This is a genomic window from Streptomyces sp. HUAS MS02 (assembly GCF_055702265.1).
This window is the reverse complement of record NZ_CM146747.1, coordinates 4,261,060-4,284,302: the sequence shown is the minus strand read 5'-3', so window position 1 is coordinate 4,284,302 and position 23,243 is coordinate 4,261,060. Positions and strand designations below refer to the sequence as shown.

The window sequence follows — 23,243 nt, the reverse complement described above, 5'->3', positions numbered from 1 at the left end:
TGTGGGCAGTGCGTCAGGATTCTGACCTCTCCGTACGGCTCGCCAGGCGCTCGTAGCGCTGCCTTGCCGCCTGGGGGGTCTGGAGCCCCAGGCCGAAGGCGATCTCGGGCCAGGTCATGCCCCTGCCCCGGGCCATCTCCAGCAGGCCGACCTCCAGTTCGTCCATCTCGCCGCGGGCGAGAGGGAGGAGGGTGAGGGCAGCGGTGATGTCCGCGCGGTCGACCTCGTCCTCCCCGTCGCCGAGGAGCGCGGCGCCGCTGAGCAGGAACGACACCAGCCGGACCGCCTCGTGGGGCCCGAGCACATGCGGATGGGTCTGGCGGCGCCGCTGCTCGTCCGTGGCCGCGTGGCGCTCCGCGATCCGGAACAGGGACGCGGGGACCCGCTGCGCCCGCGCCTCGTCCGCGCTCGGTGGCGTGAACGGGGCTGTGGGGCCTGCGGGGTCGGTGGTGTCGGAGGGCGGTTGTGGAGGGTTCGGCGGTGTCATACGGTCAGCGTCGGAGACAAACAACATGTTGTCAACGTCTTATTGCTTCGAGCCTGGGGCTTCGAGGTCCCGACGCCCGGCACGAGGTGGTGGTGACCGTCTCCGGCCGCCCCGCCGAGTGCGCGATGACCGAGGACGACGTCGTGGCCGTGCGCGACGCGGTGCGGGACATGGCGCAGGAGTCCGTGACGGACGTCTCCGCGGCGGATGCTTCCCTGCTGGAAGGCCGCCCGCCGGGACTGGAACTCGACCTCGACCGGGTCCTGCACACCCAGGGGATGCGTGAGGTGGCCCGGTTCGGCTGCCGTACCCGTGAGTGGTCACCGGACATCGCCGTGTGGCTGGTGGAGATGGTCGCCGACGGGCTGCGCGCGGCCGGGCTGCCGGCCCAGCTGGTGATCACGGTTTCCCTGGCATCACCGACGGTTTAGCTCCGGACTTTCGGCGTACCGGAGCCACCTCGTCATCGGCCTCAGTCCTGCCTGTTCCGCCGCGCCGCCCCCGCCGCCTTCCTGGCCGCGCGGTGACGTTTGGCCAGCCGCATCGAGTGCAGGCACGAGACCCCGTCCCGCCGGCACGCGTCCACGCAGGCCACGGCATGGTCCAGCCACTCGCTGAACGTGGCCAGGACGGGGTCGGAGGGCAGGGCGGACCCCTCTGCTCGTTCTGTCGTTCCGTCGGTCATGCCGTACGTCCCTCCCCGAGGTACGCCGTGACATACGCCCGCACGAGGCCTCCCTCGTCCGCTGCGTCCGCGTGCGGTCCATCCATGAGTACGGCCCGCACGGGCGCCGCTCTCATCGGACGCCTCTCCCAACAGGGTTCGCGCGTCGGGAACGGCAACCACCGGCCGTACGTGGCCCGATACCGTTCCGCGCGAGCCGCCCAGCGCCGCCACCGCCCACGGTACGGACTCAGCACCGCCGCGCTCACCGTACTGCCCGCCCCGGGATCACGAAGTACGCCCACACGCACTTGGTGAAGGGCCGCGCCTCATGGCCCCACCGTTCGGAGATCGCGTCGACCAGGACGAGTCCACGGCCGCCGTCCCGTTCGGCGTCCCCGTCGCGCAGTGTCGGCACCTTCCCCTTGTCCGGATCCGACACCTCGACCAGTACGCCGCAGCCCCGGACCGACACCACCACCTCGACCTCCGCGAGGGTCACCCGGCAGTGCCGGACCGCGTTCGTCACGAGTTCCGTGGCCACGGTGGCGACGTCATCGGCGAGTTCACCGTCGAGCGCCCAGTCCTTGAGGATCCGCCGCACGTGGGTGCGGGCTTCGGGGACGTGTCTTACGCGCTTGGGGATACGGAAGGAGTCGCGACGTGGGGTGAGAGCGGGCATGGCGAATGAACCCCCTGACGTGCAGGCAAGTAGCGCCGAGTAGTGGTGCGATCACTCTGAGGCTAGATGGTTGGCCTGCTGATTAGCAACAAGATGAAGAGCATGTATGCACTAACGGGGGTTGCTGAGCGCGATCCCAGCCCTAGAGTGGTGGCTCTGAAACCTCGCCGGAGAGGGGAAGCAATGCCCGCAGGGGGACGGCCGACCGTACGCAGCAGGCGACTTGGTGCCGCGCTCAAGAGGTACAGGCAGGCCGCCAAGTTGGATCAGCCGCAGGCGGCGGACGTACTCGGGGTGCATCAGACTCGGATCAGTCGCATAGAGAGCGGGCATGTGACCGCGCGCATCCTCGAGATCCGCGTGCTGCTGAACGCGTACGGCGTCGACGACCCTGAAGTCCTGGCCAAACTGGAGGACTTGGCGAAGAGGTCCAAGCACCGGGGGTGGTGGCTCGAACATGCCGAGCACCTGCGGCCGAATTACCTCGACTACATCTCTCTGGAAAGCGATGCGACCCATATCCGGGTCTGGGCCCAGGTGCTGGTGCCGGGCCTGCTGCAGACGCCCGCCTACGCGGAGTCCGTCATCACCTCCGGGCCCAGCTATGTCCCTCCGGAACGCGTGGCCCAGCTCGTCAAGGTGCGCGAGGCGCGGCAGGAGAAGATCGACGAGGGGGAGGCGGCGTACACGGCCATTATCTGGGAGCCCGTGATCATTCATCCCTTGATCCGCGCCGAGAGCCACCGCGAGCAACTCGAACGCATCCTGGAGGTCGGGCAGCGGAAGAACGTCACCATTCAGGTCCTCCCCGTGAGTGCGGGGACGCTCGCTGGTGAGATCTCCGCGTTCGCCTCCTTCAGCTTCGACGTCGAACCGGTCGTGGAGGCGGTGACGTTGGACAACCTGCGGGGGACCTCCATCCTTGAGGCACCCGAGGATCTCGCCGCTTACACCCTTGCCTTCGACCAACTACGATCGGCCGCGCTGGCACCGGACGCGAGCGCGCGGCTCATCCGGCGCGCACTACAGAGAAGCAAGGACGATGCATCGTGACCCCTGAGTTCATAGGCCCCTTCCGGAAGTCTTCGCACTCCACGTCACAAGGCGAATGCGTCGAGGTCGCCCTCGTGTCCAACGGCGGCCGAGTCATCCGCGACAGCAAGAATCCCCACGGCCCTCTCCTGCACATCTCGCCCACCGGATGGCACGCTTTTCTCGGCGGCGTCGCCGGAACGGCCGTGCCGCGCTGACTACCATGGAAATGGTCATCCCGTAGGGATACCCCCGCGCCGGAACCCCGGCTCGATTACGGCGAGCCGGGGCTTCCGGTACTGGGTATGCCGGGGTGAGCGCTTGCCCTCTCGGCTATCACTAGTGGTGGCCGTTTCCGACGACGCGGAAGCTGCCGATGAGGAGCTGTCCCTCCCGGTCCCCTTCGACCGCGCTGCTGGAGCTGTGCGGGCCGACCGTGGCGACGGGAGCCCCGTTGTCGCAGGTGATCCCGTTGAAGAATTCGACGGTCTTGTCGCTGTCGTTCCGGATGTTGAAGCTGTCGGCGCCCACCCGTCCCTGTCCCTGATCCTGGCCCGCGACCTGCCTCTGGCTCTGCCCGTGGCGTACGTTGACCACCGCGATGCAGGACCCCGGCTCGGCGCCGTACACGCGCTCGTTGACCTGGATCTGACCCTCGTCCCGGCGCTCGCCACGACCCGGACCGCGGCCCTCGTTGCCCTTACGGGGCCCGTTGAAGCTGTCCGACGCGCCCGCGTCGGCCGGGGCGTTGGCCGCGTTCGAGCCGGCGCTGGTGCCCGTGCCGTTGCCGCCGCGGGGGGCCGGGGCGGCGTCGGCGACGGCCGAGGCGGACTTGGGGGCCGACTCCAGGGCGGAGCTGGCGTAGGTGACACCGGTGGCTGCCGCGACTGCCACGCCGACGGAGGCGGCGATCACTGTGATCTTACGAGTGCGCAATGCACTTCCCCTTCTCTTCGTTCTCATCGACAGGACCTGCCGACGAGAACGAACGTAATGACGGCCATTTCCGCTGTCATTTCGAGGAGGGCTGGGGTGGGGCCGGAAAAGAGGCCGAACGGCCGCATGAACGGTCGCTCTGACGGGTGACGATCGGCGTGCCTGACGCCTCATCAAAATATGGCGATGAGCTGGTATTTCGAATTCGGGCGCGACCTACACCCGCACACGCTGACACGTCGTCACCCTCTTGGGGGCGCCGGGACGTACTCGCTCCCTGAATTAACGTCAGGTCGCGGCTCTGGCTTGTATCTGACAGTTCCTCAAGAGCCGGTAACTGCCTGCCGGAAGGCCGTACGCCCTGCCGCGTGAAATCCGTCTCCGGGAAGTGATCGCGACGGCGTGTCGCGCCCTCGTGCGGGCCTGGCGGCGCATATCGTCGTCGGCCCTCCGGTGTGGGTCGCGACGTCGGCAACACGCGCCCCCCGCACGCTCGCCGGTACGGGTGGAAACGGGCATATCGGCGTGCGCGATGGGCAGGTCGCCGTGTCAGCTGTGGCTGGCCCCTGTCGACCGACCACCGTTTCCGGGAACTCCCTCCCATGCGCCGACCCGTCCTCCCCGTCGCCCTCCTCACCCGCATCCGCGTCCGCACCTCCGCCACGCCCCCCGCCGTGCTCCTCGTCTGTGGGCTGCTCCTCGGCGCCGGTACCGCCTGTTCTCCGGCCCCGCCGACCCCCTCGGCGTCGGCCCCGCCGCCCCGGTTCTCCCCGGACGACGTCATCAAGGCGGCGACCCAGCGGCTGACCGACGACTGCCTCACCCGGCAGGGGCTCACCCCGCCGCGGCCCGGGCAGAGCGGCCCGCCGGGCGTCGGGCGGACGCGTGTCGCGGAGGCCATGTTCGGCGCGGGGCGTACGGAGCTGTCGTTGCGGCTGCCCACGGGGCACGTCGTCCGCGCCCACACCGACGGCTGCCTGGCCGAGGCCCAGCGGCGCCTCTACGGCGACCAGAGCCGCTGGTTCCGTACGTCGACGATCGTCAACAACCTCGCTCCCGAGGCCGCCCACACCGACCGCACCCTCGCCGAGGTCCGCGCGGACCGGCGTACGGAACTCGCCGAATGGCGGCGGCTGCGCTCCCGGGCCCTCACCGAAGCCACCTCTCTGATCGGCAGTACCAACCGCGGTACCAACCCCCCACCCCCGAAGGGAAACACACCACAATGAAGCGCTTCACCGCCCTGGTCTCCGCCCTGCTCTTCTCCGCCGGACTGGTTCTCGCGTCGTCCGCGCCCGCTCAGGCCGCCGCCTGCGGCACCGGCAACTTCTGTGTCTGGACCGACGCCAATTTCGGCGGCATGAAGGTCGAGTGGCCCGGCGACGACCGCTGGTGGGAGAGCAACATCGCCGACCAGGACTCCTCCTGGGCCAACCACGGCGTCTCCGGCCCCGGCGTCAAGGACCACGTCAGGGTGTACTCCCGCGCCCACCTCGGCGGGCACATGACCATCTGCCTCACCCCCGGCCAGGAGGTCGGCTACAACGGCGCCGCCAACGACAACGGCGACTCCCACACCTGGGCCATGAGCTGCTGACCCAGTGACCCGGTGATCCGATGACCCAGGGGCGCCCGGCACCCGCCGGGCGCCCCCACGCACGCCCGCCCCCCTACGCCGCCAGGCGAACCACCCGGGTCACCTTCACCCCGGCAGCGTCAGCCCCCACGCCGCCTCCCGTACCGTCCACGTCCGTGTCCGCACCGGGCCTGCCACCAGGGAGTCCGCCCGGTAGCGGAAGTCCGCGCCGGAGACGGTCACCCGGTGGCCGGTCGCCAGCAGCGGGGCCGCCTCGGCGCCCACCGACACCGGCCGGATCTCGACGTCGGCGCCGCCGTCGACGCCGGGCATGACGGACACGGCCTCCACGGGCTGGTCCAGGTCGACGAGGATCACCCCGTCCACCTCCACCCGCAGCCGCGAGGGCCCGGGTCCGCCCCCGGCGGCGACCCGTATGCGCGAGGGCCGCAGCGGACGGGACATCCGGGCGGGTATCGCCGGACGCGTCGACAACGTACGGGCGAGGGACTGCGGCCAGGCGCGCAGCCAGAAGTGGGAGCCCGACGGCGGTGACGCACAACCGTCGGCCGACCCGTCCCCGGACCGGCTCGCCCCGTCCGGCCCCGCGCCGCTGCCCGCCTCCCGGCCCGCCCCCGTACCCGAAAAGCCTGTCGGGGAGGAGCCGGTTCCCGTCCCGGAGGCCGGCCCGGCCCGGCCCGGAGCCGTGCCCCTGTCGGATCCCGGGGCCGTGCCGCCCCTGCCAGTGCCCGGCGGGGCCGTGCCCGCCGTCGGCCCGCCCGCCTCCGGCGTGTCCCCCGGGGGCGCGCCCGGCAGGGCCGGGATGCGCAGGGCGCCCAGGACCACGCCGTCGCTGTCGTCGACGAGCAGATCCAGCCGCCGCTCGACGCCGTCGAGGGCGGCGCGGGCCGCCGCGACCGCGCCGGTGGGCACGCCCAGGGAATGGGCGAGCCCCAGGGCGGAGCCCACGGGAACCAGGGAGAGCGCGCACCCCGCCAGCTCCCGTCGCCGATGCAGATGAGCCACCGCCCGCAGCAGCGCGCGGTCGTCGCCGACCACCACCGGGCGCCGGGAACCGCGCCGCGAGAGGGCCCGCGCGAATTCCTCGGGCCCTTCCGGAAGGCACACCTTCGTACTCGCCGCACCCGCGCTGAGCACGTCTTTCGCGATCCGTACGGCCTCGCCGTCCGTGCGACGGGCGAGGGGGTCGATGACCACGAGGAGCTGGTCGTCAGTCGCCACCTCGGTCCTGCCTCGCTTCCTCGGGTAGCATCTTTGTGCAAGAGCCCCTTGCGCTATTGCGCCAGGGGCTTCGTCTATTCCGGGGCATCCGGGTCCACAGTGTGCGGCCAACGACGGTCGCGGCGCACGCGACGGTAACAAGCCATCGCGTACGCCCCCGACCTTGGACATGCCCCGCCCGGAAGGGGTGTACGCGCGTGCCCGCACTTGTGCTGCTCGGTGCTCAGTGGGGTGACGAAGGCAAGGGAAAGGCGACGGACCTGCTAGGCGGATCCGTTGACTACGTGGTGCGCTACCAGGGCGGCAACAACGCCGGCCACACGGTAGTCGTGGGTGACCAGAAGTACGCCCTCCACCTTCTCCCTTCCGGGATTCTCTCCCCCGGCTGCACGCCGGTCATCGGCAACGGAGTCGTCGTCGACCCGTCGGTCCTGCTCTCCGAGCTGAGCGGTCTGAACGAGCGCGGCGTCGACACGTCCAAGCTCCTGATCAGCGGCAACGCTCACATCATCACGCCGTACAACGTCACCGTGGACAAGGTCACGGAACGTTTCCTCGGTAAGCGCAAGATCGGCACGACGGGGCGGGGCATCGGCCCGACCTACGCCGACAAGATCAACCGCGTGGGCATCCGGGTCCAGGACCTGTACGACGAGTCGATCCTGACGCAGAAGGTCGAGGCGGCCCTCGACGTCAAGAACCAGCTCCTCACCAAGCTCTACAACCGCCGCGCGATCGCCGTGGACCAGGTCGTCGAGGAGCTGCTGGGCTACGCGGAGAAGCTGGCGCCGTTCGTCGCCGACACCGTCCTGGTGCTGAACCAGGCGCTGGAGGAGGACAAGGTCGTCCTGTTCGAGGGCGGCCAGGGCACGCTCCTGGACATCGACCACGGCACGTACCCCTTCGTGACCTCGTCGAACCCGACGGCCGGCGGCGCCTGCACGGGCGCGGGCGTCGGCCCGACGAAGATCAGCCGGGTCATCGGCATCCTCAAGGCGTACACCACCCGCGTCGGCGCCGGTCCGTTCCCCACGGAGCTGTTCGACGAGGACGGCGAGGCGCTGCGCCGCATCGGCCACGAGCGGGGTGTGACCACCGGCCGTGACCGCCGCTGCGGCTGGTTCGACGCGGTCATCGCCCGCTACGCGACCCGCGTGAACGGCCTGACGGACTTCTTCCTCACCAAGCTCGACGTCCTCACGGGCTGGGAGCAGATCCCCGTCTGCGTCGCGTACGAGATCGACGGCAAGCGCGTCGAGGAACTGCCGTACTCGCAGTCCGACTTCCACCACGCGAAGCCGATCTACGAGACCCTGCCGGGCTGGTCCGAGGACATCGCCTCGGCCAAGTCCTTCTCCGACCTGCCCAAGAACGCCCAGGCGTACGTCAAGGCACTGGAGGAGATGTCCGGCGCCCCGATCTCCGCGATCGGCGTGGGCCCGGGCCGCGACGAGACGATCGAGATCAACTCGTTCCTCTAGCTCCACCCCGCTTCCCGCCCCGGCCGGGCACGCGCAGGCGTGCCCGGCCGGGCCTATCCTGGAAACGTGCGCGAATGTGTGCATATCGGGCTAGCCGAGGAAGTGGTTGTGATGCGGATGATGCTCAAGGCCCGGCTGGACACCGAGAAGTCGAACGAGGCCATTCGGAACGGGACTCTGGGGAAGCTGATGCAGGCCTCCATGGAGCAGGTGAAGCCGGAGGCCGCGTACTTCACCGCCGACGGTGGGCAGCGCACCTGTTACCTGGTCTTCGACATGCAGGACAGCTCGCAGATGCCCGCCATCGCCGAGCCGTTCTTCCTCGAAATGGGCGCCGAGGTCACGTACACCCCGGTCATGAACGCGGAGGACATGCAGAAGGGCCTCGCGGCACTGGGACGCTGAGCCCAAGTCGTCGAGAACCGGGGCTCAGCTGAAGACGATCATCGAGCCCTGCGCCAGACTGCGGGTCGTCGCCGCGTGCAGGCCCAGCCAGACGTGCCGTTCGCGGGCGAACGGGCTGGGGTCGTAGGGCGGCGGGACGGCCGGTTCCTCCAACTCCGTGGGCGTGAGCGGCGCCTCGGGCGGTGCCGGGGGGTTCGCCGGGTCGATGCCGATGGCCGGGGCCACGAACTCCAGTTCCCGCAGCAGGCCCTGGGAGGAGCCCAGGGGGCCGCCGCCGGCGAGGAGTTCGTCGCTGGAGAGGGGCTGCGGGAAGTCGACGGGGACGTAGGCGCCCGCGTGGTCGTAGTGCCATACCAGGTGTGACTGCTGGGCCGTGCCCTCGAACATCTCCAGGAGCTGCTCGTAGTCCCCGCCCAGCGCGTCCACCGGGGTCACCGCGAGCCCGCACACCTGCAACAGATAGGCGCGGCGCAGGAAATGCAGCGCGTCGTAGTCGAAACCCGCGACGGGGGCGACCTCGCCGGTCAGCCCCGGCATGTACTGGTACACCGGAACCGGTGGCAGCCCGGCCTCGCCCAGCAGCTTGTTGTAGAGCGCGAGTTCCTCGGCGAAGGGGTTGTCGGGCGTGTGGCACAGCACGTCGACGAGCGGGACCAACCAGAGGTCACAGGCCAAAAGAGAACTCCTCGGTCATCCGGCCGCACACGCACGGTAGGGATACGTTCGCGTACGGCACACAGTGGTCAGGGAAGCGTAGTCGCTGGACGCGCCTTCAGTCCCCTTCGTGCAGGTCCCATACCCACACTCCGGCCACCCACCTCCCGGGGCGGCCGACCAGCTTGTCCACGGCCTCCCGCAGCTGTTCGTCGTACGGCTGCGGGCGCAGGACCAGCGCACCCGCGTGCCAGTACGCGAAGTCCCTGCGCGCCTGCGCCTGCCAGTTCTCCCCGATCACCGGGACCTTGCCGGTGTAGCGGACGTCACGCAGCAGGTTGGAGGTGTGGCGGGGGACGGCGCCGTAGATGCCGACACGGTCCTCGCCGAACGGGCCGTTGAAGTAGCCGCCGGGCATCCGGAACCCGAAGTCCGCCGTGGTCTGCCAGCGCAGCGCCTCCGCGTTGCCCGGGTCCGGCAGCGGCACCGGCACCAGGGTCTCGCCGGCCGAGGCGTCGACGTACGAGCGCCATGTGCCGTCCGCGAAGAACGCCGGGACCTCGGCGCGGTCCACGGACTTCAGCGGGGCCGGGACGATCGGCAGCAGGGCGAGGGTGACGGACAGGAAGCCGACGTAGCGGGTGCCGAGGGAGGGGGTCGCCGCCAGGCGTTCGCAGGCGATCGCCAGCAGCATGCCCAGCACCGGGGCGCAGATCATCGCCACCCGGCCCTCGATGACCGACTCGAAGAGCGGCTTCTCCGCCAGCAGCGCCCACGGGCCGGGCAGGACCAGGTCCGTCTGCGGCAGGCGGAACTCGGGGCCGAGGGAGAGCACGGCGGCGGCGAAGGCGGTGGCGGCGAGCGCCTTCACCAGGGGGCGCTCCCACAGCCGTACGACGATGCCGAGGGCCAGCAGGACCAGGGGCCAGCCGTAGAAGGCGTTCTGTTCGGTGATGTTGAGGGAGAGCGCGTCCGCGCGGTCGCGGTCGCCCGCGAGGAGGGAGCGTTCGGCGAAGGAGAGAAGCGCGAGCGGGCTGTTGCCGGAGTTCGCGCCGTGCGCGATGTTGCCGTAGCTCTGCGGGCCGAAGAACTGCCAGGAGAGCGGGAAGGTGACGAGGGGGAGGGCCACGACGAGCGCGATGCCGAGGCCCTTCAGCAGCGGGCGCCAGGACGTGCGGGCCACGTCCGGGCGGGCCAGGCCGTACGCGACGGCGAACAGCAGCATGCCCATCGCGGCGAGGAGGAGGGGCTCCTCGCCGAGGAATATCTGGTAGGCCGCCATCAGGCCGAGGACGATTCCGTCCCGCCGGGTCCGGGCGCCCGTGCACAGGCGCAGCGCCCGGTCGACGATCAGCGGGAGCATGAACAGGACGACGAAGTTCGGGTGCCCGTTGGCGTGGCTGACCATCGGCGGCGCGAACGCGGCGAGGGACGCTCCGGCGAAGGCCGCGCCCCGGTGCCGTACGACCCGTTTGACGATCAGCCAGTACCAGGCGCCGGCCGTGGCGGCGAGGCCCAGGGTCATGACCAGGGCGAGCGAGACCGCCGGGCCGAGGAGGAGCGTGACGGGCGCGAAGGGCACCGACAGGCCGAGCATGACCGTGTTGGCCATCAGGTTCACGCCGTCGGGGAAGCCCTGGAAGGTGGTGAAGAGCGGGTTGCGGAAGTGGACGAGGTTGTCGGCCGTGACCGCGAAGAACCACTCCCACTGGTTCTGGTCCTGGAGGGAGTCGGGGAGGTAGCGGCCGTTCGGGTCGGTCCAGCGGCCGATGTAGAGGGTCACCGCCATCAGCAGGAAGCCCAGGACCGCGAGGACGTCGGCCCGGCGGACGGAACGGGCCCGCAGGGCGGCGAGTTCGCCGAGGACCCGGGCGTAGTCGCTCGGGCGGATCTTCGAACCGGGCTGGTGGGACCAGCGGACGGGGACCTCGGCGACGGGCCAGCCGCTGCGGTGGAAGTACCGCAGGATCTCCACGTCGATCCCGAACCCGTCGAGTCGGGAGGCGGCGAAGGCCTCGCGGGCACGGTCGCCGTCGAACAGCTTGAAGCCGCACTGGGTGTCGCGGATGCCGGGCACCGCGACGCCGCGTATCAGGAAGTTGCCGGCCCGGCCGAGCGTCTCGCGCAGCCGGTGCTGGTGGCGCTCGATGCTGGCGCCGGGCGCCTCGCGCGAGCCGATCGCCGCCGTGTGGCCGTCGGAGAGCGCCTTGTCGAGCCGCTCCAACTCGTCGATGGGCGCGGAGAGATCGGCGTCCGTGAGCAGCACCCGGCGGCCGTGCGAGGCGAGGACACCGAGGCGCAGGGCGTGCCCCTTGCCCCGGTTGCGGGGGCCGCCGGAGACCAGCTGCACCCGTGCGTCGCGGGCGGTGACGGCGGCCACGACCTCGGCCGTCGCGTCGGTCGACCCGTCGTCGACGACGATGATCTCCCAGCGGGCGGCGGCCTCGGTGACCGAGAGATGACCGATGATCGCGTCGAGCGTGGGGGCGAGGCGGTCCTGCTCGTTGTAGGCGGGGACGATCACGGAGAGGTCGACGCTCAGCTGCCCGCCGCCCGGCTTCGGAACCGTGCCCATCCGTCCGTCGCCCGTATTCGGGGTCGTGCTCATCCGTCCGCCAGGCGTTCCACAAGCGTCAGGGACTGCTCGTCGTAACCGGCGATGATCTCCTGCGCGCTCTGCGCGTCCCGGCGGCTGAGGGCGTCGACGAGATCGGTGTGGTCGGCCCACAGCCGGCCCTTGAGGTCGTCCGCCCCGTGGCAGCCCTGCCGCAGGTACTGCACCGCGCACACCCAGGACTGCACACGCAGCCGGTGCAGGAAGTCGGTGAGGTACGGGTTGCCGAACAGGGCGCTCAACTCGCGCCAGAACCGCAGGTCGTAGCCGATGAGGATGTCCAGGTCCCCGGCGGTCGCGGCCCGCCGCGCCTCCTCGCCGCGCCGTCGGATCCCGGCGAGCGCGGCCGCCGTACGCGGGTCGACCTTGCGGTCGCCGAGCCGCCGGAACATGCCGTCGGTGACCAGGATGCGGGCCTCGACCATGTTCCGGTAGTCGGCCACCGAGTACGCGCGGACCTCGAAACCCCGGTGCTGCACGGCGTCCAGCAGCCCCTGCGCGGACAGATCCACCAGCGCCTCGCGCACGGGCGTCGCCGAGACGCCGTACTGCTCGGCGATCTCCTTGACGGTGAACTCCTGCCCGGGCTTGAGTCTGCCGGCCAGCACCTCGTCACGGAGCGCGTCCGCGAGCTGCTGCCGCAGGGTGCTGCGGGTCACGGCGCCAGTGCCGCCGCCGGTGCCGGGCATCGTGGTCTGGGCCCCCCATCCGCGTACGCGTACGCGTCCTGTACGTGCTCTCTGCGATCTCTGACGAGTTCTCTTCCGAATGCTCTTCCGAGTTCTCTTACGAGCACGTCACCTTACGCGTTCGGGTTCGGGGGAGGAGTTTCCGCCCTTCCGCTCGGCACCGCCGCCTGTCACGGCGTCACACGGTGTACTCGTCCGCCACGGACAGCGCCGCGTCCAGGGCGGCCAGCCCCTCCTTGGCCTCGGCCTCGGTGATGTTGCAGGCCGGCACGACGTGGGTGCGGTTCATGTTGATGAAGGGCCACAGGCCGCCCGCCTTCGCGGCCGCGCCGAAGGCGAGCATGGGGGCGTTCGCCTCACCGGTCGCGTTGTAGGGGACGAGGGGTTCGCGGGTCTCCTTGTTCCGCACCAGCTCCAGCGCCCAGAACATGCCGGTGCCGCGCACCTCGCCCACGGAGGGGTGCCGGTCGGCCAGGTCGCGGAGGGCGGGCCCGATGAGGGCGGCGCCGAGGGAGGCGGCGTTGGTGACGACGCCCTCCTCCTCCATCACGCCGATCGTCGCGACGGCGGCCGCACACGCCAGCGGGTGGCCGGAGTACGTGAGACCGCCGGGGTAGGGGCGGCGGGCGAAGGTCTCGGCGATCGCGGGGGAGATGGCGACCCCGCCGAGGGGGACATAGCCGGAGTTCACGCCCTTGGCGAAGGTCATCAGGTCGGGCACGACGTCGAAGAGGTCCGCCGCGAACCAGGTGCCGGTGCGCCCGAAGCCCGCCATGACCTCGTCGAGGACGAACACGATCCCGTACTTGTCGCACAGCTCCCTGACCCCGGCCAGATAGCCCGGCGGCGGGACCATGATCCCGGCCGTGCCCGGGACGGTCTCCAGGATGATCGCGGCGATCGTCGACGGCCCCTCGAAGGTGATCGTCGTCTCCAGGTGCTCCAGCGCGCGGGCGCACTCCTGCTCCTCCGTCTCCGCGTGGAAACGGGTGCGGTAGAGGAACGGCGCCCAGAAGTGCACGACGCCCGCCGTGCCGGTGTCGGAGGCCCAGCGGCGGGGGTCGCCCGTGAGGTTCACGGCCTGCTGGGTGCCGCCGTGGTACGAGCGGTACGCGGCGAGGACCTTGGGGCGGCCGGTGTGCAGACGGGCCATGCGGGTGGCGTGCTCGACCGCGTCGGCGCCGCCGTTGGTGAAGAAGATCTTGTCCAGGTCGCCGGGGGTGCGTTCCGCGATGAGCCGGGCGGCCTCGGAGCGGGCCTCGACCGCGAACGCCGGGGCGAAGGTCGTCATCGTGGCGGCCTGCCGCTGGATGGCCGCGACGACCTTCGGGTGCTGGTAGCCGATGTTCGTGTAGACGAGGCCGCTGGTGAAGTCGAGGTAGCGGTTGCCGTCGTAGTCCCAGAAGTAGGAGCCCTCCGCGCCGGCGATGGCGAGGGGGTCGATGAGTTCCTGTGCGGACCAGGAGTGGAAGACGTGCGCGCGGTCCGTGGCCTTCACCTGGGCGCCGGCCTGGGGGTTGGGGCGAGGGGTCATGAGGTGAGGCTAGGGGTGGGGGGTGGGTGGGGGACATCGGCTTTGTGTCTGCGGGCAGGTGGTTTGTCGCGACAGTGTGTCGCCCCCGCGAACTCTTCGGCCCCACTCAGCCGCAGTGGACACGCCACCCTCCCTCTCCTCATTGACAGCACACTGTCGTCATGTCAGGATACTGTCATGACGAATCGGAAGCCCGTTCAGCTCGCCGTGTACGACACCTACGCCGACTGGGAGACGGGGCACACCACCGCCTGGCTCGCCCGGGGCGGGTACGAGGTCAGGACGGTCGGGGAGGGGACCGACGCCGTGCGGACGATCGCGGGGGTACGGATCCAGCCCGACTCGGCACTGGAAGCGCTGCGGCCCGAGGACAGCTCCCTGCTCGTCCTCACCGGCGCGGACCTGTGGGACACGGGGGACACGCTCGCGCCGTTCGCCCGGAAGGCGCGGGAGTTCCTCGCGGCCGGCGTACCCGTCGCCGCGATCTGCGGCGCGACCGCCGGGCTCGCCCGCGAAGGGCTCCTGGACGACCGGGACCACACCAGCGCGGCCCCCTTCTACCTCGCGGCCACCGGATACGCCGGCGGCGAGCGCTACGTCGACGCGGACGCCGTCACCGACGGCTCCGGACTGCTCGTCACCGCCGGCCCCACCGAACCCGTCGCCTTCGCCCGCGAGGTCCTCCGCCTCCTCGGCGTCTACGAGGGCGAGGTCCTCGACGCCTGGTACCGCCTCTTCCACGACTCCGACGCGGAGGCGTACGCCGTGCTGGAGGCGGCGGCACAGTGAGCCGCGAGCAGCAGGACCTCCTCAGCCGCGCCGCCCTCGGCGTCTTCCGGCTCAACGGCCAGTTCCTCTCCGTGGCCGACGAGTTGGCGAGCCCCGCCGGGCTCACGGCCGCCTGGTGGCAGGTGCTCGGCGCGGTGCTGCCCGAGCCGCTGCCGGTCGCCGGGGTCGCCCGCGCCATGGGCATCACCCGGCAGAGCGTCCAGCGGGTCGCCGACCTCCTCGTCGACCGGGGGCTCGCCGCGTACCTGCCGAACCCGGCCCACCGTCGCGCCAAACTCCTCACGCCGACCCCCGCCGGCCGTGCGGCGATCGAGCGGATCGACCCGGGCCACGCGGCCCTGGCCGCCCGTCTCGCCCAGGCACTCGGGGAGGAGGAGTTCGCGGCGACCGTGCGGGCGCTGGAACGGCTGTCGGCCGTCCTGGACGACCTCGCGGCGGCACCGGACGCTGTTACGGAACCGTAGACACCGCTCCATCCGCCTCCCCGCACGGCCGCACTACGATCGGTCCGTTGCGCACGTACGCGACGTAGACGACGTTGATGAGGTTGCCGACGTAGGCGACGTACCCGTACGTACAAGTACACGGAGACACGGATACGTGCACGCGTCCACGGACGCGGCGGGGCGGCACGGGGAATCGGGGGGACGGTGGCCATGGAGAAGCTCGGGCCCGGGGATCCGCAACGGATCGGGGCGTACCGGCTGCTCGCCCGGCTGGGGGCCGGCGGCATGGGGAACGTGTACCTGGCCCGGTCCGAGCGCGGCCGTACCGTCGCCGTCAAGCTGGTCCGGCGGGAGCTCGCGGAGCAGGAGGAGTTCCGGGCGCGGTTCCGGCAGGAGGTGCGGGCCGCGCGGCAGGTCGGCGGGTACTGGACCGCGCCGGTGCTGGACGCGGACACCGAGGCGGGGATCCCGTGGGTCGCCACCGGGTATGTCGCCGGGCCCTCCCTCCAGGCCGTGGTGGGGCGCGACCACGGGGCGCTGCCCGAGCGGTCCGTACGCATCCTCGCGGCCGGGCTCGCGCACGCGCTGGAGGACATCCACGCGGCCGGGCTCATCCACCGTGACCTCAAGCCGTCCAACGTGCTGGTGACCATCGACGGGCCGCGCGTCATCGACTTCGGGATCGCGCGGGCGCTGGAGACCGTCACGGACGGCGGGCTGACGCGCACCGGAGCGCTCGTCGGGTCGCCGGGTTTCATGGCGCCCGAGCAGGTGCGCGGCGACCGCGTCACCCCCGCCTGCGACGTCTTCTGCCTCGGCTCCGTCCTCTCCTACGCCGCCACCGGCAACCTGCCGTTCGGCGCCGCCAACTCCGGTGTCCACGCGCTGATGTACCGCATCGCCCAGGAGGAACCGGACCTGGACGGGCTGCCGGAGGGGCTCTACGACATCGTGCGCGACTGCCTGCGCAAGGACCCCGCCGCCCGCCCCACCCTGGCGCAGATCCTCCAGCGCACCGGCGCCGAGGACACGGTCTTCGCCGGCCGCTCCCGCGACCCGTGGCTGCCGAGCGCCCTGGTCGCCCAACTCGGTCGGCACGCGGTGCGCTTGCTGGAGGCCGAGGATCCGGAGGAGAGCGGGGGGCCGGGGGAGCAGGGGCAGCCGGGAGAGCTTGGGGAACCTGGCCGATCGGGGCGGCCCGGGCAGCCCGAGCGCCCGGGAGCGGGAGGGCCGGGGGCTTCGGGGGTGCCCGGCGTTCCAGGGGCGCCTGGGGCACTTGGGGCGCCTGGGGCCGGTGGTTCCGGTGCCGCAGGGGGTTCAGAGGCTGTCGGAGGTCTTGGCGGGGCGGGAGGCCCGGCGGCTTCGGCGGCTGGGGCGAGCGCGGCGGCTGCGGGCGGGCCGGGTGTGCCGGGCGGGTCGGGCGGCGGCCTCGGCGCGCCGGGAGGCCCGGCGGGAGGTCCGGCGGGAGGTCCGGCGGTCGGCGGTCGGCCTACGGCTTCGGGTGGTTCCGGCCACTCCGGGCAGCCGGCCGCAGCGACTTCCTCGGCCTCGGCCCCGCCCGCCGCGGGCCCGCACCCGGGGCCCGCGGGCCAGGCCCCGAACTTCCCCACTCCGCCGTCGACCCCGCCGTCGACCCCGCCCGCGACCGCGCCGTCCGCTCCGCCCTCGGGGTCGTCGGCCGGTACGGCCTTGGCGGGTACACCGTCTGCCGGTCCCGCGGCCCCGGCCGGGGCCGCCGGGCCGCCGTCGGCTCCGCCCGTGTATCCGCTGGGTGATCCGCACTCTCCGTACGGTGGTTCGGGAGCCGCGTCGGGCGCTTCCCCGTCCCCGTACTCCGGTGGGGCGGCTGGGGCGGCGGCAGTTCCCGGCGCCCCCGGCTCGCCGGCCGATCACTATGCCGCCCCGCCCGAGGGCGCCGTGCCGCCTCCGCCGGGGGAGCCGTCGGACCAGATGCCGACACGGATCGCGGGGGCGCCCGCCGCACCCGGTGGTTACAACCCGGGGCCCGCGCCCGCCGGCTACGGCTTCCCGCAGCCGTACACCCAGCAGCCCGCCGGTGGCTACGGCCAGGGCCCCGCCCCCGCCCCCGCTTACGGCTACCCGCAGAGCGGGCCGCAGGCGCCGTACGGGGCGTACGGGCAGCCGCCGTACGGCGGCGGTCAGGGGCCCGGAGGCGCCGCCGGGGCGGGGCTGGGCGCGACCCCGCCGTACGGACCGGAGCCCTTCTACGGATCGGAGCCCCCCTACGGGCCCGGGGCCGGGACGGGCCCCGGCGGGGGTCCCGAAGCGGAGCGCGGGAGCCGGCGCGGCTCCGTGCTGCTCGTCGTCGTCGCGTTGGTGGTCGCTCTCGGGGCGGGCGGATCGGTGTACGCGCTGATGAAGAAGGGGGGCGACGGCGGCGAGAAGGACGACGCGAAGGGCGGTACGAGGACGAGCGCGCCCGAGACGCCGGGGCCGACGACCGACGAGCCCACGGACCCCGCGACCTCGCCGGACCCGACCACCGAGTCGCCCGACGCGGGCACCGTCCCGGAGGACTTCCTCGGCACCTGGGAGGCCACGCTCGACGGCGCGAACACCCGTCGGCTCGTCATCCGGCAGGGTGAGGTCGGCGACACGGTGCTCTCGCTCACGGCGGACGGTCCGCTCGACGGCGGCGGCACGTACCACTGCGTGTTCGAGGCGGCGCTCACGGACGAACCGGACGACGACGGTCCGCTCCAGATCGGCCCCTCCACCGTCACCACCGGCGAACCGGCCGAGTCCTGTTCCCCCGGCGCCGCCACCACCGTCACCCTCCTGCCCGACGGACAGCTCCGCCGCGTCGACACGGCGGGCAAGTCGGTGACGTACACGAAGACCGACTGAAGCGGCGCGGGTGAAACAGCACGGGGCGCAGCCCCTGCTTTTCAGGGGCGCGGGGAACTGCGCGACCGGCCCCCACCGAGCCGCACATGGGGGTCAAAGGGGCGCAGCTCCTTGCGACGATGGGACGGGTAGGGGCGGCGGGGGCGAACAAACCCCTACCGAGCCTCCGGCGGCCGCTGCCGAGGCATGTTCGGCCGAGCCCCCGGAGGCAACGGCACCCGCCCGTTCACCATCCCCTCAGGCCGAGCCACGGCTCCCCCCACCCGCAACCCCGACGGCGCCGCCCCCGCCCGGAACTCCACCATCCAGTCCACCGTCTCGGCCCGCACCAGCTCCGTGATGTCCTCGGAGAACCGCCGCAGCACCCCGAGGCACCGCTCGGCGGCCTCCCCGGCCGTCCCCTCCGCCGGTCCCAGCACCTCCCGCGCGCTCTCCGACGCCCAGTCGAACCGCAGCATCTGCAACCGCCGCTGCACCGCCTGGGCCGTGGCGACGTCCCGCATCCACCCGGAGGTGACCCCGAAGAACCGATCCACCGCCACGCACGCCACACAGGACAGCAGCGCGAGATACCCCCAGGGGGCCGCCCCGCTCACCGCCCCGGTCAGGTCGAGCAGCGGCAGCGCGGCCCCGACCAGCGCGCCCGTCGCCGCCCCGACCCGCAGTACCCGCGCCGCGAGGCGTTTCCACACCCGGTCCGCGAGATACCACGACGCGGTCTCCAGCGCCGCCCGCTCGACCCACTGGTACAGCTCCTCCAGCCGCTCCGCCGGCGCCCCCCAGTCCCCCTGCGGGAACGGCCGGCCGGCCAGTTCCCCCACCCACGGTCCGGTCGCGGCCATCCACGGCTCCGCCCACAGCCCGGACCCCTCACCCCGCCCGTCCTGGGGTCCCCCCTCGGGCTGCATCTCCGGCTGGCTCACCCGGCACTCCCTACGTACGTACGGCGCTCACGCACCACCCTGACGCGGCCGGACCCTTCCTACCGCCCAATGGGTGGCGAAGATGGTGTTTTCGCCGCTTATCCCCTGGAAGATGCCCTTGATCGGATATACGAATCCCCGCCGACTCACTCGAAAGAGTGGCGCGGCAGAGGCCGTGCCGACCACGTAGGCTCGTTGCGACCGCAAGAAGGTCCCCGGGGGCGTCCGTAGAACCGTCCCCGCGGGTCTCCGCAAGTACTCGTGCGAGGGAGCTGAACGTGATCCCCGGTGGTGGCCAGCCCAACATGCAGCAGCTGCTCCAGCAGGCCCAGAAGATGCAGCAGGACCTGGCGAGGGCGCAGGAGGAGCTCGCGCGCACGGAGGTCGACGGTCAGGCGGGCGGCGGCCTGGTGCGGGCCACCGTCAACGGCTCCGGCGAACTGCGCGCCCTGAAGATCGACCCCAAGGCGGTGGACCCGGAGGACACCGAGACCCTCGCCGACCTGATCGTCGCGGCCGTCCAGGCGGCCAACGAGAACGCCCAGACCCTCCAGCAGCAGAAACTGGGCCCCCTCGCCCAGGGCCTCGGCGGCGGTTCGGGCATCCCCGGCCTGCCCTTCTGAACCGGGCCTCTCGGCCGCCCCCTTGCCCACCCTCCCCGCGCCCCCGGCGCGACTTTTCCGCCGAACACCTCCCGACAGCTCCGAACTCCGCAGAACTCGCCCGCAACCCCCCGGCGAGCCCATCCGTGCCCGGTACCGCCTTCCTCGGAGCGGCGGCGGCCGACTACGGTACGTACTGAAAGACACCAGGAAGGACGGCAGTCCGTGTACGAAGGCGTGGTCCAGGACCTCATCGACGAGCTGGGGCGACTGCCCGGCGTCGGTCCCAAGAGCGCGCAGCGGATCGCCTTCCACATCCTGCAGGCGGAGCCCACGGACGTACGGCGGCTCGCGCAGGCCCTCCTGGAGGTGAAGGCGAAGGTCCGTTTCTGCGCGACCTGCGGCAACGTGGCGCAGGAGGAGCTGTGCAACATCTGCCGCGACCCGCGCCGCGACCTGTCCGTCATCTGTGTCGTCGAGGAACCGAAGGACGTCGTCGCGATCGAGCGCACCCGCGAGTTCCGGGGCAAGTACCACGTCCTCGGCGGCGCGATCAGCCCGATCGAGGGCGTCGGCCCCGACGACCTGCGCATACGGGAGCTGCTGGCCCGCCTGGCCGACGGCACGGTCACCGAGCTGATCCTGGCCACGGACCCGAATCTGGAAGGCGAGGCCACGGCCACGTACCTCGCCCGCATGATCAAACCCATGGGCCTCAAGGTCACCCGCCTGGCCAGCGGCCTCCCGGTGGGCGGCGACCTGGAATACGCGGACGAGGTGACCCTCGGCCGCGCCTTCGAGGGGAGACGATTGCTGGATGTCTGACGCCACGCTGCACGCGACGGACCTGAACCCGGACGACTTCGCGGTCCAGATCGCGGACCAGATCGAGAGTTTCCTGGTCGCGGTCACCGAGGTGGCCAAGGGCGACGAGCCGGACTCGGCCGTCCCCTTCCTGCTGCTGGAGGTCTCCCAGCTGCTGCTGGCCGGCGGTCGCCTCGGCGCGCACGAGGACATCGTCCCGGACGAGCGTTACGAGCCCGACCCCGGCCCCGAGCCGGACGTCGACGAGCTGCGCGAACGCCTCGCCCTCATGCTCGACCCGGTCGACGTCTACTCCGAGGTCTTCGACCCCTACGAGCCCCGCAAGGCGCCGGTGCCGGCCCGGATCTCCGACGACCTCGCCGACGTCATCGCCGACCTGCGCCACGGCATGGCCCACTACCGCGCGGGCCGCACCACCGAGGCGCTGTGGTGGTGGCAGTTCTCCTACTTCTCCAACTGGGGCTCCACGGCGTCGGCGACCCTGCGGGCCCTGCAGTCCCTCGTGGCGCACGTCCGCCTGAACCAGCCCCTCGCCGAGCTGGACGGCCTCGACACCGACCAGGAACTGATGGGCGACGAGACCCTGGAGTTCGAGGCGGGCAAGGTCATGGCGGAGGAGATCGCGGGGCCGCTGGGGCTGGGCCGGAAGGTCAAGTAGCTCCACCGCCCGTCGTCCGTCTCGAACGCCTGCCTAGTCGCCCGCTTCATCGCCTGCTGCGGGCCCGCTTCGTCGTCTGCTTCGGGCACGTCAAAGGGTGCTGCGGGTGCGGGGACCGGCGGTAGCGTAAGCACCGTCGCCCGCCCCCGCCCCTCGACAGGAACCGGACCCAGTGACGTGACCGTTCTCCTGCTCCTTCTCGCCGCCGTGGCGCTGACCGCCGCCGTGCTCGGCCCCCGCACCCTGGTGAAGGCGGGGTGGCCCGAGCGGGAACCCGTGGTCGCCCTGTGGGCGTGGCAGTGCCTGGTGGCGGCGGCGCTGCTGAGCTGCCTCGCGGCGCTGGTGCTGGGCGCGGCGGCGGTGTTCGAGACGGTGCGCACGCATGCCTTCGCCCCCGCGCCCCCGGCCGTGACCGCCGCGTACGACCTCACGGCCGCGCCGCCCTGGACGGCCGTGCTGACGCTGGCGCTGGCCCTGGGTGCGGCCTGGAGCGGTGCGATGCTGGCCCGGGAGCTGGTCGAGGCCCGGCGCCGACGGCAGCTGCGCCGTGCCCACCTGCGGGAGCGGGCCCCCGATCTCCCGGCGGGCCTGCCGCAGGCGCAGGGGCCGCTGCTGGTGCTGGAGGACGAGTACCCCGACGCGTGGCTCATGCCGGGCGCGCCGCCCCGACTGGTCGTCACCACGGGCGCGTTGGGCAAGCTGAGCGACCGTCAGCTGGACGCCGTGCTCGCCCATGAACTGGGTCACGCCCGCGCCCGCCACGACTGGCTGCTCCACCTCTCCACGGCCCTCGCCACGGGCTTCCCACGCGTCCCCCTCTTCGCCCACTTCGCCGACCAGACCCACCGGCTCGTCGAACTCGCCGCCGACGACACGGCATCGCGCCGCTGCGGGCACTTGACCACCGCCCTCGCCCTCATCGAACTCAACCAGCACCGGGGCGTGTTGAGCTGCTCCAACACCCGCCGCCTGCTGGGCGACCGGGTGGAGCGGCTGCTGGAGCCGCCGCCCCGCCTCGACCGCACCCGCCGCGCGGCCACCACGACGGCCGCCGCGCTCCTGGCCCTGCTCCCGCTGCTCATCGCGTTCGCCCCGGCGCTGGGGACGCTCTAGGCCGGGCCCGGCTCGGGCGGTGGTCCCGGCTCGGGCGACGGCCCCGGCTCGGGCGGTGGTTCCGGCTCGGGCGACGGTCCCGGTTCAGGCGACGGTTCCGAGGAACGCCAGCAGGGCGCCCGCGAGTTCGGCGGGCGCGTCCTCCTGGACGAGGTGTCCCGCGCCCGCGATCGGGACGAAGCGCGCCCCTGGGATGCGGTCGGCCAGCTCCCGCCCCTTCGCCAGCGGGATCCAGCGGTCGTCCTCGCCCCAGCACACCAGCGCCGGAAGGCCGATCTCCCCGTACCGATCCTGGATCTCGTCCGTGTGTGCCTGGTCGGCCTGGGCGATCTGCCGGTAGAAGGCGGGCTGACCGTGTTCGCCGAGCCACGGCTGGACGAGCCGGTCGAGGACCGCCGGGTGCAGCCCGGGGCCGCTGGCGGAGCTCACGTACTCCCGCACGAGGGCCCGGTGCAGCGCGGGCGGCAACTGTTCGAAGACATCGGCGTGCCGGCCGAGCAGCCGGAAGGAGGGCGACCCCCACGGGGCCAGCGCCACGGGGTCGACGAGGGCGAGCGCGCGGTAGCGGGCCCCGTGCAGCAGATGGGCCCGCAGGGCGACGGCTCCCCCGAAGTCATGGGCCACCACCAGGGGTTCACCCAGCCCCCACCACTTCAGCAGGTCGGCGAGGACCTGCCCCTGGGCGGCCAGGGAGACGTCCTGGCCGGTGTGCATGTCCGACTCGCCGTACCCGGGCATGTCCCACACGAACACCTGGTACCGGCCGGTGTCGGCCAGCGTCTGGGCTATACCGCGCCAGACGTAGGAGGAGAAGGGTGTGCCGTGGCAGAGCACGACCGGCTCCCGACCCGCCTCTCCGGCCGTGCCCCACCGCACGGCCCCCGACGCACTACGAAAACTCTCGCTCAGCAGTACTTCGCTCATGGCTGTCTGTTACCCCGTCAGCCCCGCACCAGTTGTGCACGGCGCGTCACGGTCTGTGCTTTGTACGATCCCTGCCCCACGGCTGTACGTCCGTTGCAC

The 23,243-nt window shown here is 72.0% G+C and carries 25 protein-coding genes; 14 read left to right on the top strand and 11 right to left on the bottom strand.

The annotated features are described in order from the left end of the window. Positions 1-13: 13 nt before the first annotated feature. Positions 14-487 carry a DNA-binding protein gene (locus ACZ9QC_RS18380; protein WP_472921100.1) on the bottom strand — a complete coding sequence of 158 codons (474 nt, stop codon included), beginning with the start codon at positions 485-487 and terminating at the stop codon, positions 14-16. A gap of 92 nt (positions 488-579) precedes the next feature. Between ACZ9QC_RS18380 and ACZ9QC_RS18375 the strand changes: the two genes are divergently transcribed. Next, positions 580-918 (top strand): hypothetical protein, encoded by a 339-nt coding sequence (locus ACZ9QC_RS18375; RefSeq protein WP_472921099.1) that lies wholly within the window; start codon positions 580-582, stop codon positions 916-918. A gap of 41 nt (positions 919-959) precedes the next feature. Here the strand turns inward: ACZ9QC_RS18375 and ACZ9QC_RS18370 are convergent, their stop codons facing one another. Beyond that, positions 960-1,172 carry a hypothetical protein gene (locus ACZ9QC_RS18370; protein WP_472921098.1) on the bottom strand — a complete coding sequence of 71 codons (213 nt, stop codon included), beginning with the start codon at positions 1,170-1,172 and terminating at the stop codon, positions 960-962. A 244-nt stretch (positions 1,173-1,416) separates the two neighbouring features. Continuing rightward, positions 1,417-1,833 (bottom strand): ATP-binding protein, encoded by a 417-nt coding sequence (locus ACZ9QC_RS18365; protein WP_472921097.1) that lies wholly within the window; start codon positions 1,831-1,833, stop codon positions 1,417-1,419. Positions 1,834-2,016: 183 nt separating this feature from the next. Here ACZ9QC_RS18365 and ACZ9QC_RS18360 point away from each other — a divergent pair, with 183 nt between their 5' ends. Next, positions 2,017-2,886 (top strand): helix-turn-helix domain-containing protein, encoded by an 870-nt coding sequence (locus tag ACZ9QC_RS18360; RefSeq protein ID WP_472921096.1) that lies wholly within the window; start codon positions 2,017-2,019, stop codon positions 2,884-2,886. Continuing rightward, positions 2,883-3,083: a DUF397 domain-containing protein gene (locus tag ACZ9QC_RS18355; RefSeq protein ID WP_472921095.1), complete on the top strand. Its 201-nt coding sequence runs from the start codon at positions 2,883-2,885 to the stop codon at positions 3,081-3,083. Before ACZ9QC_RS18360 ends, ACZ9QC_RS18355 begins: the two co-directional genes overlap by 4 nt. Positions 3,084-3,204: 121 nt before the next feature. On the opposite strand, the gene ACZ9QC_RS18350 is transcribed toward ACZ9QC_RS18355, so the two are convergent. Beyond that, on the bottom strand, positions 3,205-3,801 hold the full coding sequence (locus ACZ9QC_RS18350) for a hypothetical protein (protein ID WP_472921094.1): 597 nt from the start codon (positions 3,799-3,801) through the stop codon (positions 3,205-3,207). Between the two features lie 602 nt (positions 3,802-4,403). Between ACZ9QC_RS18350 and ACZ9QC_RS18345 the strand changes: the two genes are divergently transcribed. Then, positions 4,404-5,030, top strand: coding sequence for a hypothetical protein (locus ACZ9QC_RS18345; protein ID WP_472921093.1), 627 nt, complete (start codon positions 4,404-4,406; stop codon positions 5,028-5,030). Further along, a complete protein-coding gene (locus tag ACZ9QC_RS18340; protein ID WP_472921092.1) occupies positions 5,027-5,398 on the top strand; it encodes a peptidase inhibitor family I36 protein in 372 nt (123 codons plus the stop codon). Before ACZ9QC_RS18345 ends, ACZ9QC_RS18340 begins: the two co-directional genes overlap by 4 nt. A gap of 105 nt (positions 5,399-5,503) precedes the next feature. On the opposite strand, the gene ACZ9QC_RS18335 is transcribed toward ACZ9QC_RS18340, so the two are convergent. Next, positions 5,504-6,619 (bottom strand): diacylglycerol kinase family protein, encoded by a 1,116-nt coding sequence (locus ACZ9QC_RS18335; RefSeq protein ID WP_472921091.1) that lies wholly within the window; start codon positions 6,617-6,619, stop codon positions 5,504-5,506. A gap of 197 nt (positions 6,620-6,816) precedes the next feature. Here ACZ9QC_RS18335 and ACZ9QC_RS18330 point away from each other — a divergent pair, with 197 nt between their 5' ends. Together ACZ9QC_RS18330 and ACZ9QC_RS18325 are read left to right on the top strand one after the other, a co-directional pair. Then, on the top strand, positions 6,817-8,100 hold the full coding sequence (locus ACZ9QC_RS18330; RefSeq protein ID WP_472921090.1) for an adenylosuccinate synthase: 1,284 nt from the start codon (positions 6,817-6,819) through the stop codon (positions 8,098-8,100). Positions 8,101-8,211: 111 nt separating this feature from the next. Then, the gene (locus ACZ9QC_RS18325; RefSeq protein WP_215448185.1) at positions 8,212-8,505 is read left to right on the top strand and encodes a DUF3303 family protein; all 294 of its coding nucleotides are present in this window, start codon (positions 8,212-8,214) and stop codon (positions 8,503-8,505) included. A gap of 24 nt (positions 8,506-8,529) precedes the next feature. Here ACZ9QC_RS18325 and ACZ9QC_RS18320 read toward each other — a convergent pair whose 3' ends face one another. The 4 genes from ACZ9QC_RS18320 to ACZ9QC_RS18305 form a co-directional block, all read right to left on the bottom strand. Then, on the bottom strand, positions 8,530-9,180 hold the full coding sequence (locus ACZ9QC_RS18320) for a hypothetical protein (RefSeq protein ID WP_472921089.1): 651 nt from the start codon (positions 9,178-9,180) through the stop codon (positions 8,530-8,532). Positions 9,181-9,277: 97 nt separating this feature from the next. Next, a complete protein-coding gene (locus ACZ9QC_RS18315) occupies positions 9,278-11,734 on the bottom strand; it encodes a dolichyl-phosphate beta-glucosyltransferase (protein WP_472921729.1) in 2,457 nt (818 codons plus the stop codon). Positions 11,735-11,763: 29 nt separating this feature from the next. Continuing rightward, positions 11,764-12,462, bottom strand: coding sequence for a GntR family transcriptional regulator (locus ACZ9QC_RS18310; protein ID WP_472921088.1), 699 nt, complete (start codon positions 12,460-12,462; stop codon positions 11,764-11,766). A gap of 178 nt (positions 12,463-12,640) precedes the next feature. Further along, complete coding sequence (locus ACZ9QC_RS18305) at positions 12,641-13,996, bottom strand: aminotransferase class III-fold pyridoxal phosphate-dependent enzyme (protein ID WP_472921087.1); 1,356 nt, start codon at positions 13,994-13,996, stop codon at positions 12,641-12,643. A 177-nt stretch (positions 13,997-14,173) separates the two neighbouring features. Between ACZ9QC_RS18305 and ACZ9QC_RS18300 the strand changes: the two genes are divergently transcribed. The 3 genes from ACZ9QC_RS18300 (at position 14,174) to ACZ9QC_RS18290 (ending at position 18,099) form a co-directional block, all read left to right on the top strand. Then, positions 14,174-14,785 carry a DJ-1/PfpI family protein gene (locus tag ACZ9QC_RS18300; RefSeq protein ID WP_472921086.1) on the top strand — a complete coding sequence of 204 codons (612 nt, stop codon included), beginning with the start codon at positions 14,174-14,176 and terminating at the stop codon, positions 14,783-14,785. Continuing rightward, positions 14,782-15,249 carry a MarR family winged helix-turn-helix transcriptional regulator gene (locus ACZ9QC_RS18295; RefSeq protein ID WP_472921085.1) on the top strand — a complete coding sequence of 156 codons (468 nt, stop codon included), beginning with the start codon at positions 14,782-14,784 and terminating at the stop codon, positions 15,247-15,249. Before ACZ9QC_RS18300 ends, ACZ9QC_RS18295 begins: the two co-directional genes overlap by 4 nt. 192 nt (positions 15,250-15,441) lie before the next feature. Continuing rightward, entirely contained in the window at positions 15,442-18,099 is a 2,658-nt protein-coding gene (locus ACZ9QC_RS18290; RefSeq protein WP_472921084.1) for a serine/threonine-protein kinase, read from the top strand. 155 nt (positions 18,100-18,254) lie between these two features. On the opposite strand, the gene ACZ9QC_RS18285 is transcribed toward ACZ9QC_RS18290, so the two are convergent. Beyond that, positions 18,255-19,022, bottom strand: a complete 768-nt coding sequence (locus ACZ9QC_RS18285; protein ID WP_472921083.1) for an SLATT domain-containing protein — start codon at positions 19,020-19,022, stop codon at positions 18,255-18,257. Positions 19,023-19,300: 278 nt separating this feature from the next. On the opposite strand from ACZ9QC_RS18285, the gene ACZ9QC_RS18280 reads away from it, so the two are divergent. From ACZ9QC_RS18280 to ACZ9QC_RS18265, 4 genes are all read left to right on the top strand, one after another. Continuing rightward, entirely contained in the window at positions 19,301-19,645 is a 345-nt protein-coding gene (locus ACZ9QC_RS18280) for a YbaB/EbfC family nucleoid-associated protein (protein WP_215448194.1), read from the top strand. A 204-nt stretch (positions 19,646-19,849) separates the two neighbouring features. Continuing rightward, the gene (gene recR, locus ACZ9QC_RS18275; RefSeq protein ID WP_086804188.1) at positions 19,850-20,449 is read left to right on the top strand and encodes a recombination mediator RecR; all 600 of its coding nucleotides are present in this window, start codon (positions 19,850-19,852) and stop codon (positions 20,447-20,449) included. Continuing rightward, complete coding sequence (locus tag ACZ9QC_RS18270; protein WP_472921082.1) at positions 20,442-21,107, top strand: DUF5063 domain-containing protein; 666 nt, start codon at positions 20,442-20,444, stop codon at positions 21,105-21,107. Before recR ends, ACZ9QC_RS18270 begins: the two co-directional genes overlap by 8 nt. 177 nt (positions 21,108-21,284) lie before the next feature. Then, entirely contained in the window at positions 21,285-22,220 is a 936-nt protein-coding gene (locus ACZ9QC_RS18265; RefSeq protein WP_472921081.1) for a M56 family metallopeptidase, read from the top strand. 84 nt (positions 22,221-22,304) lie between these two features. On the opposite strand, the gene ACZ9QC_RS18260 is transcribed toward ACZ9QC_RS18265, so the two are convergent. Further along, complete coding sequence (locus ACZ9QC_RS18260; protein ID WP_472921080.1) at positions 22,305-23,144, bottom strand: alpha/beta fold hydrolase; 840 nt, start codon at positions 23,142-23,144, stop codon at positions 22,305-22,307. Between the last annotated feature and the right edge of the window lie 99 nt (positions 23,145-23,243).